The sequence below is a fragment of the Demequina sp. genome (assembly GCF_049841215.1).
GTDB lineage: Bacteria > Actinomycetota > Actinomycetes > Actinomycetales > Demequinaceae > Demequina.
Genome location: NZ_JASGEO010000011.1, coordinates 86,373 through 100,969, shown reverse-complemented (window position 1 = coordinate 100,969; position 14,597 = coordinate 86,373). Strand labels below are relative to the sequence as shown.

The 14,597-nt window shown below is 66.8% G+C and carries 13 protein-coding genes; 3 read left to right on the top strand and 10 right to left on the bottom strand.

The features are described 5' to 3' along the window. Nucleotides 1-13: 13 nt before the first annotated feature. The 4 genes from QM618_RS05320 to ndk form a co-directional block, all read right to left on the bottom strand. Nucleotides 14-298, bottom strand: coding sequence for a hypothetical protein (locus tag QM618_RS05320; protein WP_428095425.1), 285 nt, complete (start codon nucleotides 296-298; stop codon nucleotides 14-16). Nucleotides 299-422: 124 nt separating this feature from the next. Then, nucleotides 423-3,977 carry a chromosome segregation protein SMC gene (gene smc / locus QM618_RS05315; RefSeq protein WP_428095424.1) on the bottom strand — a complete coding sequence of 1,185 codons (3,555 nt, stop codon included), beginning with the start codon at nucleotides 3,975-3,977 and terminating at the stop codon, nucleotides 423-425. 17 nt (nucleotides 3,978-3,994) lie between these two features. Next, a complete protein-coding gene (locus QM618_RS05310) occupies nucleotides 3,995-4,618 on the bottom strand; it encodes a TIGR00645 family protein (protein ID WP_428095423.1) in 624 nt (207 codons plus the stop codon). Further along, nucleotides 4,615-5,040, bottom strand: coding sequence for a nucleoside-diphosphate kinase (gene ndk / locus QM618_RS05305; RefSeq protein WP_428095422.1), 426 nt, complete (start codon nucleotides 5,038-5,040; stop codon nucleotides 4,615-4,617). Before ndk ends, QM618_RS05310 begins: the two co-directional genes overlap by 4 nt. A gap of 141 nt (nucleotides 5,041-5,181) precedes the next feature. On the opposite strand from ndk, the gene QM618_RS05300 reads away from it, so the two are divergent. Beyond that, nucleotides 5,182-5,691, top strand: coding sequence for an adenine phosphoribosyltransferase (locus QM618_RS05300; RefSeq protein ID WP_428095421.1), 510 nt, complete (start codon nucleotides 5,182-5,184; stop codon nucleotides 5,689-5,691). A gap of 13 nt (nucleotides 5,692-5,704) precedes the next feature. Here QM618_RS05300 and QM618_RS05295 read toward each other — a convergent pair whose 3' ends face one another. The 3 genes from QM618_RS05295 to QM618_RS05285 are packed head-to-tail and all read right to left on the bottom strand — an operon-like array spanning nucleotide 5,705 to nucleotide 8,048. Then, a complete protein-coding gene (locus QM618_RS05295; protein WP_428095420.1) occupies nucleotides 5,705-6,205 on the bottom strand; it encodes a hypothetical protein in 501 nt (166 codons plus the stop codon). Continuing rightward, nucleotides 6,202-6,657 (bottom strand): DUF4233 domain-containing protein, encoded by a 456-nt coding sequence (locus QM618_RS05290; RefSeq protein ID WP_428095419.1) that lies wholly within the window; start codon nucleotides 6,655-6,657, stop codon nucleotides 6,202-6,204. The genes QM618_RS05295 and QM618_RS05290 overlap by 4 nt, the downstream gene beginning before the upstream one ends. After that, nucleotides 6,654-8,048, bottom strand: a complete 1,395-nt coding sequence (locus QM618_RS05285) for a bifunctional folylpolyglutamate synthase/dihydrofolate synthase (RefSeq protein ID WP_428095418.1) — start codon at nucleotides 8,046-8,048, stop codon at nucleotides 6,654-6,656. Before QM618_RS05285 ends, QM618_RS05290 begins: the two co-directional genes overlap by 4 nt. 94 nt (nucleotides 8,049-8,142) lie before the next feature. On the opposite strand from QM618_RS05285, the gene QM618_RS05280 reads away from it, so the two are divergent. Together QM618_RS05280 and QM618_RS05275 are read left to right on the top strand one after the other, a co-directional pair. Next, on the top strand, nucleotides 8,143-9,216 hold the full coding sequence (locus QM618_RS05280) for a hypothetical protein (protein ID WP_428095417.1): 1,074 nt from the start codon (nucleotides 8,143-8,145) through the stop codon (nucleotides 9,214-9,216). A 9-nt stretch (nucleotides 9,217-9,225) separates the two neighbouring features. After that, a complete protein-coding gene (locus QM618_RS05275) occupies nucleotides 9,226-9,783 on the top strand; it encodes a DUF2510 domain-containing protein (RefSeq protein ID WP_428095416.1) in 558 nt (185 codons plus the stop codon). Here the strand turns inward: QM618_RS05275 and QM618_RS05270 are convergent. The 3 genes from QM618_RS05270 to QM618_RS05260 all read right to left on the bottom strand — a co-directional run bounded on the left by QM618_RS05270 (nucleotide 9,780) and on the right by QM618_RS05260 (nucleotide 14,559). Then, on the bottom strand, nucleotides 9,780-10,598 hold the full coding sequence (locus tag QM618_RS05270) for a sulfurtransferase (RefSeq protein WP_428095415.1): 819 nt from the start codon (nucleotides 10,596-10,598) through the stop codon (nucleotides 9,780-9,782). The two genes, QM618_RS05275 and QM618_RS05270, sit on opposite strands and share 4 nt — an antisense overlap. Before the next feature lie 41 nt (nucleotides 10,599-10,639). Further along, entirely contained in the window at nucleotides 10,640-13,804 is a 3,165-nt protein-coding gene (gene ileS, locus QM618_RS05265; RefSeq protein WP_428095414.1) for an isoleucine--tRNA ligase, read from the bottom strand. Between the two features lie 407 nt (nucleotides 13,805-14,211). After that, nucleotides 14,212-14,559, bottom strand: a complete 348-nt coding sequence (locus QM618_RS05260) for an iron chaperone (protein ID WP_428095413.1) — start codon at nucleotides 14,557-14,559, stop codon at nucleotides 14,212-14,214. Between the last annotated feature and the right edge of the window lie 38 nt (nucleotides 14,560-14,597).

Here is a 14,597-nt window from a genome sequence, read left to right as displayed (position 1 = left end):
GTGTGTCAGCGATTCAGGCGCTTGCGCGCTCCTCCTCGCGGACGCGGCGCGCATCCAGTTCGGTGTAACGGCGCTCGGCGGCGCCAAGGTGGGAAACGAGGCTGAGGGTGTTGGGGTCGCGGGGAACGTCGCCGACAAGCGCCTCTTCCTTGAGCGCCTGGACCGTGTCCTTGCGGCCGGACTCGAGCCACAAGCGCAGGATGTGCGCGCCGCGGCCCTCCGCCGCCATCGCGGCGATGAACATCGCCACGGCGATGAGGCCACCAGTGATGTAGAACGGGACCATCTGCGAAAGCATGTGCTGGATCTCCTCCCCGCGCCTCGCGGCACAGTGCATCCATTACAGGACAAATCGTATAAATCGGACTTGTAGCCATCGTCACCCAGGAATGCGGACAGCGCAAGTTCACTGGGTGTAACGCCTAAGCGGTGACGGATTCTTCCGTGAGTCGCTGGCTGATGACCGTCGTGACGCCATCGCCACGCATAGTGACACCGTACAGGGCGTCGGCGATTTCCATGGTCCGCTTCTGGTGCGTGATGACGATGAGCTGCGAATCGTCGCGCAGTTCACGGAAGATTTCGAGGAGGCGCCCAAGGTTCACGTCGTCGAGCGCGGCCTCCACCTCATCCATCACGTAGAAGGGGCTAGGGCGGGCCTTGAAGATGGCCACGAGCATCGCCACCGCGGTGAGCGAACGCTCGCCGCCGCTGAGGAGAGAGAGGCGCTTGACCTTCTTGCCAGCCGGGCTCGCCTCCACGTCGATTCCGGTGGTGAGCATGTTGGCCGGATCGGTGAGCACCAGGCGGCCCGTTCCACCAGGGAAGAGGCGTGGGAAGACCTCGTCGAACTTCTCCGCGGTGTCGCGGTAGGCCTCCGCGAAGATCTGCTCCACGCGCTCGTCGATCTCCTTGACGATCGTCAGCAGGTCCTCGCGGGACTTCTTGATGTCGCTCAGTTGATCCGAGAGGAACTTGTGGCGCTCCTCAAGGGCGGCAAACTCCTCCAACGCGAGAGGATTGACGCGGCCCAGTTGGCTCATGGCGCGCTCGGCGGTGCGCAGGCGCTTCTCTTGCTGCTCGCGCACAAAGGGTTGAGGCTCGCTGGTGTCGTCGGGGTCCGCGCCCACCACGGGAACGGGAACGTGTGGGCCGAACTCCTTCACCAACTCGTCCGGGTCCGTGCCCAAGTCATCGATGGCGCGCTGGCGCAACTGCTCAAGCCGTACGCGCAGCTCCGCTCGCGCCACCTCGTCCTTGTGCGCGTCATCCGTGAGGCGGGAGTGCTCCGCGCTGTACTCGTCCACGAGACGGCGAACATCGGCGAGGGTGCCTGCACGCTCGCTGCGGGCCGCCTCCACCTCCGCGCGGGCGTCGTCTGCTCGCTGCACGGAGACGTCGATCTGCGCGAGGGCTGCGCGGGCGCCCTCGGTGACCTCGCGGGCCGCCTCAGCTTGGCGTTCGCGGCGGGCCGCGGCCTCTTCCGCGCGGGCGCGCGCGTCTCTCTCTGCAATGACCGCGCGCTCGAGGCTCTCGGCCCGTGCGGACAGGGCGCGGGCGCGCTCCTCTGCTGTGCGCAGCGCGAGGCGCGCCTCGGTCTCATGTGCGCGCGCGGCGGTGGCCGCCGCGGCGTCCTCGTCTCGCTTCGCTTGCGCGTTGACGGTCTCCGCTTGGGTCTGCTCGGGTTCGGCTTGCGCGGCTCGCAGGCGATCGGCGAGGCTCGTGAGTTCCGTCTGATCGGCCTCCATGCGCGAGTGCGCGTCCGCGATTTGCGAGGTCAGGCGCTCCGCCTCGGCCTTGGCCGCCCGCGCCTGGGCGCCCAACTGCCCAAGCTGCTCGGCAACGGCTGCCATGCGAGCGTCGGACTCATTGAGGCGCTCCATCGCAACGTCGTGCCTGGTACGGGCGCCCACTTCGGCATCCTCGGCAGCGCGAATGGCGAAGGACGTCTTCTCCACCTCCGCAGAGGCGGCCTCGCGCTTCGCGCGCGCGTCCTCGAACGCGGCCTGCATATGCAGCACGCTTGGCGCGTCTCCCGCGCCGCCGGAGGCGTTGCGCGTGCCAAGCAGGTCTCCCCTACGCGTCACCGCCACCACGTCGGGGTGAGCGGCAACGATCGCGCGCGCCGCAGCGAGATCGTCCACCACGGCAACGCCGCTCACGAAGGCGCGCACGGTGTCCACGATTCCCGCGGGGCCAGCAATGAGGTCCGACGCCCACTGGGCTCCGGCGGGAAGCGTCACCTGGGGATTGGTGGGGCTTGCCGCTTTGTCGGCGACGAGGAACCACGAGCGGCCGGCGTCTTCGTCGCGCAGCCAACGGATGGCGTCCACGGCGTCCTCGACAGAATCCACAGCGAGAGCATCGGCGAGGCCCCCAAGTGCGGCGGCGATCGCGTCCTCCGCGTCACCAGAGACGTCGATGAGGGACGCGACGGTGCCGCGCACCGCGCGCGAACCGGAGGCGAGCAGCGCCCCGGCCCCGTCCTTGCGGGTGAGGGACAGCTCGAGGGCTTCGGCGCGCGCGGCCCACGAGTCGCGTTCACGCATCGATGCGTTGAGGGCATCGCGCAGCGCCGCGAGTTCGGTGCGTGCCGTCTCGAGGGCGTCGGACGCGGCCTCGTAGGCGGCGTCGAGGTCCTCTTCGCCGTCCTCGACATCCGCCACGGTGGTCTCGACGTGCTGGAACTCGGTGCTCGCCTCGTGGGCGCGGCGCTCGGCTGCCGCGAGGGACTCCCGCAGGCGCCCAATCTCTGCCTCCGTGGACTCCACCCGGGACCGCCGTGCCGCCACGTCTCCCGCAAGCCGGGCCACTCCTTCGCGGCGATCCGCGACGGAACGCATGAGGTCTGCGAGGTGGCGCTCCGACGCCACGGCCACCTGCTCCGACTCCGCCCGTGCTGCCTCCGCGGACTCAAGAGCCGCCTGCGCTGCGGCCACCTCGGCGTCGAGCTCGGCCTGGGCGGCACGCGCACGTGAGAGCTGCTCGTCGAGGTCAACGAGGTCAGCGGGGGTCGTCTGAATGACGGCGCTGCCCAGCATGCGTAGCCGTTCCTGGGCAAGGGTCTCGAGGTTGCGCAGGCGCTCGCGAATCGCACTCAGGCGGTAGTAGACGTCGTTGGCCTTGGTGAGGGCGGGGGTCGCCTCCGCGGAGGCGCGCTCGAGGTCAGCCAGGCGGCCCCTGGCCTCCGTGAGCGAGGCCTCCACCACTGCTCGCCGTTCCAGAAGGGCGGTCTCGTCTGCGCGCTCCTGTTCCAGAGCGTCGGACAACTGGGCAATGTCGTCGGCGAGCAGGCGAGAGCGCGCGTCGCGAACCTCTATCTGGATCGTCTGCGCTTGGCGGGCCACCTCTGCCTGCTTGCCGAGCGGGCCTAGTTGGCGGCGAATTTCTGCGGTGAGGTCTTGGATGCGCGTGAGGTTGCCCTGCATCGCGTCGAGCTTGCGCAGCGCCTTGTCCTTGCGGCGGCGATGCTTGAGGATGCCGGCGGCCTCCTCGATGAAGTGGCGGCGCTCCTCTGGGGTGGCACGCAGCACCGCGTCGAGCTGGCCCTGGCCAACGATGACGTGCATCTCGCGGCCGAGTCCCGAGTCCGACAGCAGGTCCTGGATGTCGAGCAGGCGGCACTGCGAGCCATTGATCGCATACTCGGAGCCACCGGAGCGGAACAGCGTGCGCGTGATCGTGACCTCGGTGTAGTCGATGGGCAGCGCGCCATCGGTGTTGTCGATCGTGAGTGAGACCTCGGCGCGGCCAAGGGGCGCGCGGCCCGCCGTGCCGGCAAAGATGACGTCGGCCATCTGGCCGCCGCGCAGGGTCTTGGCGCCCTGCTCACCCATGACCCACGCGAGCGCGTCGACAACATTGGACTTGCCGGAGCCGTTGGGACCCACCACACACGTGATTCCGGTCTCGAACTCAAGGGTGGTCGCGGACGCGAAGGACTTGAAGCCCCTAAGCGTCAGCGTCTTGAGATGCACGTGGAAACTCTAGGGCCTTAGGACGCGTGGGGGTCGAAGGGCTCTGTCGCGGACGCAGCGACGTCGGGGGCGTGGAGGTCCGAGAGCACCTTGAGTCGCTTGGCGCCCCAGTAATCCATGATCGCGAAGATCAGGCCGGAGAACACGAACGTGAGGTGGATGATGATCTGCCAGCGAATCGCGGTGTAATCAACGTCCACCTCCTTGTTGCCAATGTTCACGAAGTCTTTGAGCAGCAGGATCGCTGAGATCGCAACGAGCGAGCCGATGAGCTTGATCTTGAGGCCAGAGAAGTCGACGTGGCCCATCCACGCGGGCTTGTCGATGTGGTCGTCCGCGACGCTCAGGCGGGACACGAAGTTCTCGTAGCCCGCGAAGATCACGATGAGAATGAGGTTGGCGAGCAGCGCGATGTCGACGAGCGTGAGGATCGCCACCATGAGGCTGTCCGCCTCCGCGAACTTGGGGTCGCCAAGGTGCGTGAGCAAGTGCCACAACTGCTCAAAGAACTTGTAGAGGATGATCGCGAGCGCCGCGACGAGGCCAAAGTAGATGGGCGCAAGCAGCCAGCGCGTGGCAAAAAGCCCGCTCTCGAGGCGCTGCTCTAGCTTCTCTCCCCTGCTCGATGGTGCTGCGCTCATGCCGTCACCCCGGGGAACCAAATGCCGATCTCGCGCTCTGCGCTCTCAACGGAATCGGAGCCGTGCACAAGGTTCTGCAGCACGGTGACGGGCCACTGCCGCCCCAAGTCACCGCGAATGGTGCCGGGCGCCGCGGTGGTGGGATCCGTGGCCCCCGCCAGCGAACGGAACCCCTCGATAACCCGGTCTCCCTCGGCAACTATTGCGAGCGTCGGGCCGGAAAGCATGAACTCCACGAGAGGGCCGTAGAACGGCTTGCCCACGTGCTCCGCGTAGTGCTCGGCGAGCAGCTCGGGGGTGGCGGTGCGGAGTTCAACGGCAACGAGCGTGTAGCCCTTCGCCTCGATGCGGCGCAGAATCTCGCCGCTGAGCCCCCTGGCTACGCCGTCGGGCTTGATGAGGACAAGGGTGCGTTCGGTCATGCGGAGAGCCTACCCGCCAGACAAACAAGGGTCGTTGTGACAGATGTGCCGGGTGGGACGGTCCACGGCCCTCACTTCGTCACATCCGTCACACCAGTACCTGGCACCCTTGGGAGTCATGCGGGTGGCACGATGGTGGGCGTGATCACGCTCGACGACTTCGCGACGTTCCCCGACTTCCCGCAACCCGGAATCCTGTTCTTCGACATTTCCCCCATCCTTGCGAGCCCCGAGGCGTTCCGCGAGGCGTGCATCCAGCTCATGCCCGTGGGCGGTGCTCCCGTTGACCTCGTGGCGGGAGTGGACGCGCGCGGTTTCATCTTTGCCCCCGTGGTGGCGCAGACGCTCGGCGTGGGCATGACGATGGTGCGCAAGAAGGGCAAGATGCCAGGCGAATTGCTCGAGGCGGACGCCACCATCGAGTACGGCGCTTCCGAACTGGTGGTCTCCCCCGACGGGATCGCAGGCAAGCACATCCTGGTCATCGACGACGTCCTCGCGACGGGTGGTACCGCGAGCGCGGTGGCGCGCATGCTCATGGCTGGTGGTGCGGCAAGCGTGCAGTTCTCGTTCCTGCTAGAGCTGCCCGCGCTCAACGGACGCGCTGCGCTTGAGGGCTTCGAAGTGGCCTCGGTGGTCGAGGCGCCCTAGGACGCTACCCGCCTCAGTCCTCGATGGGACGGCGCCTGAACCCCGGCGACCACCGCACCGCAAGCAGCACGAGCGTGGCGATGATGATCGTGGAGAACACCACCTGATACGCGATGAAGCCCTGCCGCACGGTGGTGGGCACGGTGTCTTGCGCGCGAATCCAGTCGGAGTGCGTGGCCACGCCGTAGACCATCGCCGCGCCCGCGAGGATGAGCACGCCCACCATCACGATCACGGGGAACTGCTTGGTGTTGGGGTGTTCGCGCAGGTACCTGCTCCACTGCGTCAGCGCGTAGAACGTGGCGAGATTCACCAGCACCAACCCCGCGAACATCAGCAGGTAGGTGCCCGTGGTGGGGCTCGAGTCGCCGCCCGTTTCCGCCGCCGCGAACGAGGCGAGCGAGGTGAGCTCGAGCGCCCACAGCAGCATGCACAGCCCAATGACTCCGGCCACAAGGGCACCGGCCATGCGCCACAAGAATCCGCTCACGCCGCCGGTAAAGCCGCCGCTCATGCCTGCTGCCCTCTTGCCAAGAATGCCTCGTCCCGCTCAGCCCGCTCGCGATCGATGCGCCCGCCAAGGCGCAGCGCCGTGATCCACAGGGCCAAGAACATCACGCCGATGATGGTGATCGCCGAGTCGATGAAGAACCCAAGCAGCATCGGCACCTGCAGCGCCCAGCCCAGCCATTCGCCCCAGCGCTTCTTCTGCTGGCCCGCGGCGTAGCCCATCATCACCATGAGCCAAAGGCCGAGCCCCCAGATGGCGCCAGCGCTCGCCTCGACCGCGCCTGCATTCGCCATGCCCGCCACGAAGGTGGTGGCGAAAAGCACGCCGAACGCCTGCAGTCCAAGAACGGCCTGCTTGAACACGAGTTTGGCGGAACGCAGCGGCTTGAACGGCTGCTCGCCCTCATCTGCCCGACGCTCTGGCTGGGTAGCCTCGTCCGTCACCTCGCCGCTCACCTGGCTCTCCCGGCGCCCTTGCGGCGATCGGCATCAAGAAGGATGCGGGCCTCGGCCACAAGGATCACGGAACCGACGATGAGCACGCCCGCGCCCATGTCGTCATCTCGCTCGGCGATGGCGGCGGCAGCGTCGATGGCGTCGGGAAGCTTGGGGGCAACCGTCACGCGATCGTCTCCGAAGAGGCGCTTGGCCAGCCCCTCGAGGTCCTCTGCGGCGATGGCGCGAGGTGAGCCGACGGTGGTCAGCACCACGTGATCGAGAACCGGTTCGAGCCCCGCGAGGATGCCCTCCGCGTCCTTGTCGCCGAGGATGCCAACCACGCCTACGAGGGACGAGAAGCTGAAAGCCTCCTCCAGCGCGCTCGCGAGCGCGTCGATGCCGTGCGGGTTGTGGGCCGCGTCCACGAGGATCATGGGCGAGGTGCGGACCGCCTCGAGACGGCCAGGGGACGTCGCCGAGCCAAACCCGGCCTCCACTGTGGTGGGGTCAAGAGCGGTAGGTGAGCCGCCGTCGGACATGAGGGCCTCAACGGCCGCGAGCGCTAGCAGGGCGTTGTGGGCTTGGTGTTCGCCGTAGAGCGGCACGAACACCTCCGCGTAGGTGGCGGCGGGGGTGCGAAGGGTGAGGAGTTGGCCGCCCACGCCGGGCTGGCGGTCAACCACCTCAAGCTGTTCGCCCTCCCACGCGACGGTCGCGTCGTGTTCGGCGGCGGCCGCCGCGATGGCCTCCGCAGCGGCATCGATCTGGGCGGCGACAACCACGGACGCGCCGTCCTTGATGATGCCCGCCTTCTCGGCGGCGATGTCGGCGATGGTGTCTCCAAGCCACTTGGCGTGGTCCATGGCGACGGGGCCGATGACGGCGACATCGCCGTCGGCCACGTTGGTGGAATCCCAGCCCCCGCCCATGCCAACCTCGATCACGGCCACGTCGACGGGGGCGTCAGCGAAGGCGGCGAAGGCGAGCACCGTGAAGACCTCAAAGAAACTCAGGCGCGGACCACCGGCGGCACGGGAACGCTCATCTATCAGGGAGATGATGGGTGCAACATCGAGCCACAGCTCCACGAAGGCGGCCTGGCTGATGGGTTCTCCGTCGATCTGAATGCGCTCGCGCACGGTGGTGAGGTGCGGAGACGTGAACAGGCCGGTGCGCAGACCGTGCTCGCGCACGAGCGCCTCACACATGCGCGCCGTAGACGTCTTGCCGTTGGTGCCCGTGATGTGGATGACGCGGTACGCCTGCTGAGGGTCGCCAAGCAGGGCGCAGGCCTCGCGAACGCGGTCAAGCGTTGGCTCAAAGTCGTGTTCGGGATTGCGGGCGATGATGCTGGCGTAGATCTCGCGTTCCGCCTCGTCGAGGCTCAAGCCACCGAGGTCGATTGTCATGCGGCAAGTGTCCCATGGGGCGCCCCGTGCCCGCGAAATGGCGAATGTCACTTCCGGGGGTCCGATTCGCCCCCTTTGGGCTAGGGTTCCCCACATGTCTGGACGCGCGGCGAAGCGGTGGGTAGCACTGCTTGGAACGTTGCTCGCGCTTTCACTTGGCGTGGGAACGGCGGCCGACGCTACGGCTGGCGGGACGCCCACGGCCAGCGTGCCCACGGCCAACGCACCCGTGGTCAAGAAGGTGGTGGGCAAGGGCACGCCCGCCTCGTGCACGGAGACCGCGCTCTTTGCCGCCGTGAGAACGGGCGGCAGCATCACCTTCAACTGTGGTCCCAACCCCGTCACCATCAAGATCACCAAAACGCTGCGCACGTGCAACACCCACAACTGCAAGCACCCATGGGAGGGCGGCAAGCCGCTCACCGCGATGACGCTCGACGGCGGTGGCAAGGTCACGCTCTCCGGCGGCGGGAAGGTGGGGATTTACTACGCGAACTCGTGCGAGGAGTCGTTTGGGTGGCTATCGAGCCGCTGCGATAAGGACGCGACCCTGCAGGTCACCTTCAAGAACCTCACGTTTGTGAGCGGAAACGCCACCAAGGGAGTGCCCGACAAGGAAAGCGTTGGCGGCGGAGGCGGAGGCGGGGCCATCGCGATGCGCGGCAACAAGCTCACGGTCGTCAACTCCACGTTCAAGTCCAATGTGTGTGTCAAGGCGCACTCCGACGCCGGTGGCGGCGCGATCCGCGTGGTGGGCGTGAAGTCCGTCAAGATCAGTGGATCCACCTTCAGCGGCAACAAGTGCGCGAACGGTGGGGCAATCTCATCGCTCGGCTCACCCATGTCGATCTCCACGTCCACCATCACGGGCAACGCGGCCACTGGATCCGGGGCGTCCTCTGGCAAAGGCGGTAATGGCGGGGGCGTCTACTTCGACGGAGCGAGCCAGAACGTCACCATCTCGAGCACGAAGATCACGAAGAACAAGGCTGGAAAGGGAGGCGGCGGCTCGGGAGTGTTCTACGTCTCCAACAACCGCGGCGGAACCCTCACGATCAAGGGCTCCACGGTCACGGGCAACACGGGCGAGGCGTTCTGGACCGGCTCGCGCCACGACCTGTTCTACCTCGGCAAGAAGTTGTCCATCTCCTCGTCCACGATCTCCTGATTGAAGGCCATGAGCACCCCTCCTCCCAACTGGTACCCAGACCCGCAATCCCCCACACATCTGCGCTATTGGGACGGCACCCAGTGGACCGGGCACGTGTCTCCCGTGGCCCCGGCCGTGGCACCGGCGATGGCGATGCCGCAACCGCAGAAGAAGCAGATGAGTGGGGCCGCTACCGCGGGAATTGTGGTGGGGATCGTCGCGGGCGTGCTCGTGATCTTCGGCATTCTCGCGGCGATCGCGATCCCCGTGTTCCTCAATCAGCGCGACAAGGCGGCCCAGATTGGCGCAGAGGCCTCCGTCGCGCAGGCCGCTACCGCTCTCGAGTACTACTTCGTGGACTATCCGGCGACGGAGCCGTGGGTTACCGCGACCTCGTACGGGATGGACGTGGCAACCGCGGACGGGATAGTGGTTCAGTCCGTGACGTTCGAGGACCAGATCGAGCTTGGCGGGTTTACCAGCAACAACGACGGCACGTGGTGCGTGTGGGTGGAGGGAACGGTCTCCGACGCCGCAGCCTTCTACTCGTCAACGGGTGCGCTCGACGAGGGCACCTGTCCCTAACGTTCGCCCGTGGCCACCGGGAGTTCGAGGTTGGACCACTGCGACCACGAGCCCGGATACAACGCCGCGTCTTTACCCGCGATAGCCATAGCTGCGATCTCGTGCGCGGCCGTGACTCCTGAGCCGCAGTAGACCGCGATGGGGCCCTCGAGCTCCGCGAATCTTGCGCGCAGTTCCTCTTCTGACAAGAAGGCGCCATTCGGCCCGACGTTGGTGGCAGTTGGGAGATTCACCGCACCTGGGATGTGGCCGGCGATGGGATCGATGGGCTCGGTCTCACCGCGATAGCGCTCTGGGGCGCGCGCATCGACGAGGGTGCCGGCTTCGCTGAAGGTTGCGGCCTCGTCGACATCGATGGTGGTCAGGTGACCCCAGCTGAGCTCGACGTCGCCGAACTCAGGGACGTTCGCGCCGGTTTGTATGGGGCCGCCGGCCTCCACCCACGCCTCGAAGCCGCCGTCAAGGATCCGAACATCGGCGACACCCGCATGGCGCAGCAGCCACCACGCGCGGGCCGCCGCGAAGGACGGTCCGGCGTCGTAGACCACCACGGAGTAGCCGTTGTTCACTCCCCAGGTGCGCGCCGCGGCCTGGAGGGCCTCGCGGGTGGGCAGGGGGTGGCGACCGTCCTCTGGTTCTCCATGTGCCGAGAGCTCGCTCTCTAGGTCCACGTAGGCCGCACCCGGGATGTGGCCCTGACGGAACTCCCGCGAGCCGTCTGGCTGAGCAAGGCTCCACCGCACGTCGAGCACCACGGGGGCGCCCGCGTTCGCGAGTTCGCGGCGCAGGTCAACAGCGGAGACGAGAACGGTCATGTTATTCATACTAACTTAGTAGGAATTGTCCATGTGTCGCGTCACACCTTTGCCACTCGCACGGTCACGGCTGACCCCGCCTCCACCTGGAAGGCCGTGGCGAGCACCTCGCGCGCGATCAGGTCCTCGTGCGTGTGCACGGCGGAGACCCGCTCCTGAGGAACCGTTACGGTCAGAGCGATGCGATCGCCCACGTTGAGGCCCGAGTTTTTGCGCTCGTCCTGGATGGTGCGGATGAGGTCGCGCGCGAAGCCCTCGGCCTCCAGCTCTGGGGTGATCTCGGTGTCGAGGAGCACGAAGCCGCCAGACGCGAGCACGCTCGCCACGACGCCCTCGCCGCCAATCACGGTGGTGAGTTCGTACTCACCGGGTTCGAGCGCCACTCCCCCGGCGACCACGCCGCCGTCGGTCTCTGACCAGTCGCCAGACTTTGCGCCGCCGATCGCCTGCTGCACCTGCTTGCCGATGCGCGGGCCTGCGGCGCGCGCGTTGACGGTGAGGCGACGCTCCACGGGGTTGGCCTTCACGAATGCCTCAGGGGTTACGCCCACCACGAACTTCACGTTGAGCTCGCTCGCGATGAGCTCAACGAAGGGCTGTAGCGCCTTGACGTCGTCAACGGCCACCTCGAGAGCCTTGAGCGGCTGACGCACGCGAATCTGCTCGCGCTTGCGCAGCGCGTGCGCGGCAGAGACCACCTCGCGCACCGTGTCCATCACGGGCGCCACCTCTGGCGCGTCCCAGGCCGGCGGTGCTGTTGGGTAGTCCGTCAGGTGCACGGAGCGCTCGCCCGTGAGTCCCCTCCAGATCTCCTCGGTCTCGAGGGGCAACAGGGGTGCCGCGAGGCGAGTCACCGTTTCGAGGACGGTCCACAGGGTGTCGAACGCGGCCTGGTCTTCCTCCCAGAAGCGGTCGCGCTGCGTACGCACGTACCAGTTGGTGAGCAGCTCGAAGAAGACGCGCAGGGACTCGCTCGCCCCAGGCACGTCAAACTCCTCCATCTGGGACGTGACATCGCGAACCAACTCGGCCGTCTTGGCGAGCACATACCGGTCCATCGTGGGGAGATCGGCAACCGCAGCGTCGGGCAGGCGCTTACCCAAGACCCCGGCGCCGCCGTTCGCGGCCCCTGCGTAGAGCGTAAAGAAGTAATACGTGGACCACAGTGGCAACATCACCTGGCGAACGCCTTCGCGGATGCCCTCCTCGGTGACGATGAGGTTGCCGCCGCGCAGGATGGGGCTCGCCATGAGGAACCAGCGCATCGCGTCGGAGCCGTCGCGGTGGAATACCTCGTTGACGTCCGGATAGTTGCGCAGGGACTTGGACATCTTGCGGCCGTCGCTGCCGAGCACGATGCCGTGGCTGATGCACGTTGTGAAGGCAGGGCGGTCAAAGAGGGCCGTGGCGAGCACGTGCATGACGTAGAACCAACCGCGCGTCTGGCCGATGTACTCCACGATGAAGTCCGCCGGGTTGTGGCCCTCGAACCAATCGCGGTTGTCGAACGGGTAGTGGACCTGGGCGAAGGGCATGGAGCCGGAATCGAACCACACGTCAAAGACGTCGCTGATCCGTCGCATCGTGGAGTTGCCGGTGGGGTCATCCGGGTTGGGCCGCGTGAGGTCGTCGATGAAGGGGCGGTGGAGGTCTGGCTCGCCAGCCTCGTTCGTGGGGACGCGGCCGAAGTCGCGCTCGAGCTCCTCAAGGGAGCCGTAGACGTCCACGCGCGGGAAGTTGGGGTCGTCCGAGACCCACACGGGGATGGGCGTGCCGAAGTAGCGGTTGCGGCTGATCGACCAGTCGCGCGCGCCCTCAAGCCACTTGCCGAACTGGCCGTGCTTGATGTGCTCGGGCACCCACGTGATGTCGTCGTTGAGTTCCACCATGCGATCACGGAATTCAGTGACCTTGATGAACCACGAGCCCACCGCCCTGTAGATCAGGGGGTTGCGGCAGCGCCAGCAGTGCGGGTAACTGTGGTCGTAGGTCTCGTGGCGCAGAACGATGCCGCGCTCCTTGAGGTCGGCGATCACGTGCGGGTTCGCATCGAAGACCTGTTGTCCCTGGTAATCGGGAACTTCGGCCGTGAAGCGGCCGTGTGCGTCCACCGGAACCACGGTCTCGATGCCCGACGCTCCACACACCGCGGCGTCGTCCTCACCAAAGCCTGGGGCCAGGTGGACGATGCCGGTGCCGTCTTCCGTGGACACGAAGTCCGCGGCGAGCACCTGGTGCACGTTGTCGCGGCCCTCGAAGAACAGGAAGGGTGGTTGGTAGGTGAGGCCGGCGAGCTGGGCGCCAGAGACCACTGACACCAGCGTCGGGCCTTCTCCCAACTCCCTTGCGTAGGCGCCCACGCGCGCGCTCGCGAGGACGAGCTTGCGCCCCGCGAAGGCGCCCTCAACCGGCTCGACGATCGAGTACTCGATATCGGGGCCGACTGCCGCGGCGAGGTTGCTCGGCAGCGTCCACGGGGTGGTGGTCCAAATCAGCAGCGACGCGTCCGCGAGCGCCCCCTCGCCGCCCTTGAGCGGCAGCAACACCGTCAGCGCGGGGTCCTGGCGCATCTGGTAGACGTCGTCGTCCATGCGTAGTTCGTGGTTGCTGAGCGGCGTCTCGTCGCGCCAGCAATACGGGAGCACCCGGTAGCCCTCGTAGGCGAGGCCCTTGTCGTAGAGGTTCTTGAAGGCCCACAGCACGGACTCCATGAAGGTCACGTCGAGGGTCTTGTAGTCGTTCTCGAAGTCCACCCAGCGGGCCTGGCGGGTGACGTACTCCTCCCACTCCTTCGTGTACTTCAGCACGCTCGAGCGGCAGACCTCATTGAAGGCCGCGATTCCCATCTCCTCAATCTGGGATTTGTCGGTGATGCCGAGGATGCGCTCGGCCTCAAGCTCCGCCGGCAGCCCGTGGGTGTCCCAACCGAAGCGGCGGTGCACCTGCTTGCCACGCATCGTCTCGAAGCGCGGCACGACGTCCTTCGCATAGCCCGTGAGGAGGTGGCCGTAGTGCGGCAGGCCGTTGGCAAAGGGCGGGCCGTCGTAGAAGACGAACTCCTCGGAACCCTCGCGATTGTCGATCGACGCCTGGAAGGTGCCATCAATCTCCCAGTACTTCAGCACCTCGGTCTCGAGGGACGGGAAGTGCGGGGAGGCGGGAACCTCGGTGTTGGGACGGTGCAACGGGTACCGGGCGTCGTTCATGGCTGCTTTCTTGACGGTCACTGCCACGAGGACGCTTACGGGGAACTCCCCCGCTCACGCGGTACCACCTCGCTTGCTCCACCAATAACCTGCCGATTACTGGTCAGAACCGCTCATGCTCCGGCCATCACCGGAGCGCCGCTGTAACGGGCTGCCCGTACGGGTCTACTGAGGCTCACGCCCGTTCTTCCGCAAGCTCGCCGGTGATTGCCGGGTCTGCGCTGTTGGCCACAAGTGTACGGCCTCGGTTTGGCGCTTCCCAAGTGCCGACGCTCGCGCGAGTCCCGCGCGCACGCGTGCGTGCACGTGTTAGGTGGGTGCGCACGCGTGTACGTATACGCGGGCCGCGCGCGCCCACCTGCGCGCCCACCTGCACGCCGCGCCCCAGGCCGCGACGCCCCCAGCACCTAGGCGCCGGCGGCGCGATCCGCCATGAAGCGCACAAGGTCCTCGATGAGATCCCTCGGCAATGGCTCCGTGTTGGGAAACTTCGCGGTCCCCTTGCCGCTGCGGTACGGCGCCACGGCAGCGTCGAGTGCGGGAGGAAGCTGCGTGATCGGATAGACGCTCACGTGCTTGGCGAACCCGCCGAGGTAAACCACGGGCTTCCCTCCCACCTTGAAGCCGGCGATGCCGTACGCAACGCCCTCCACGGCGTCGGGAAGAATGCGCAACACGAGTTCGCGCAACTCCTCGAGCCGCTCACGAGTGAGGCCCTCGAACCCTTCGATGTATTCCGCGACTGTTGCCACCATTCCCCCATCTTGGCCCTTCGACGTGGCCGCCGCATCAA

Excerpts from the sequence above, each read along its gene's own strand:
- QM618_RS05320 (WP_428095425.1), bottom strand. The coding sequence starts at position 298 with ATGCTTTCGCAGATGGTCCCGTTCTACATCACTGGTGGCCTCATCGCC.
- QM618_RS05310 (WP_428095423.1), bottom strand. The coding sequence starts at position 4,618 with ATGAGCGCAGCACCATCGAGCAGGGGAGAGAAGCTAGAGCAGCGCCTC.
- ndk (WP_428095422.1), bottom strand. The coding sequence starts at position 5,040 with ATGACCGAACGCACCCTTGTCCTCATCAAGCCCGACGGCGTAGCCAGG.
- QM618_RS05295 (WP_428095420.1), bottom strand. The coding sequence starts at position 6,205 with ATGAGCGGCGGCTTTACCGGCGGCGTGAGCGGATTCTTGTGGCGCATG.
- QM618_RS05285 (WP_428095418.1), bottom strand. The coding sequence starts at position 8,048 with ATGACAATCGACCTCGGTGGCTTGAGCCTCGACGAGGCGGAACGCGAG.
- QM618_RS05280 (WP_428095417.1), top strand. The coding sequence starts at position 8,143 with ATGTCTGGACGCGCGGCGAAGCGGTGGGTAGCACTGCTTGGAACGTTG.
- QM618_RS05275 (WP_428095416.1), top strand. The coding sequence starts at position 9,226 with ATGAGCACCCCTCCTCCCAACTGGTACCCAGACCCGCAATCCCCCACA.
- QM618_RS05270 (WP_428095415.1), bottom strand. The coding sequence starts at position 10,598 with ATGACCGTTCTCGTCTCCGCTGTTGACCTGCGCCGCGAACTCGCGAAC.
- ileS (WP_428095414.1), bottom strand. The coding sequence starts at position 13,804 with ATGAACGACGCCCGGTACCCGTTGCACCGTCCCAACACCGAGGTTCCC.
- QM618_RS05260 (WP_428095413.1), bottom strand. The coding sequence starts at position 14,559 with ATGGTGGCAACAGTCGCGGAATACATCGAAGGGTTCGAGGGCCTCACT.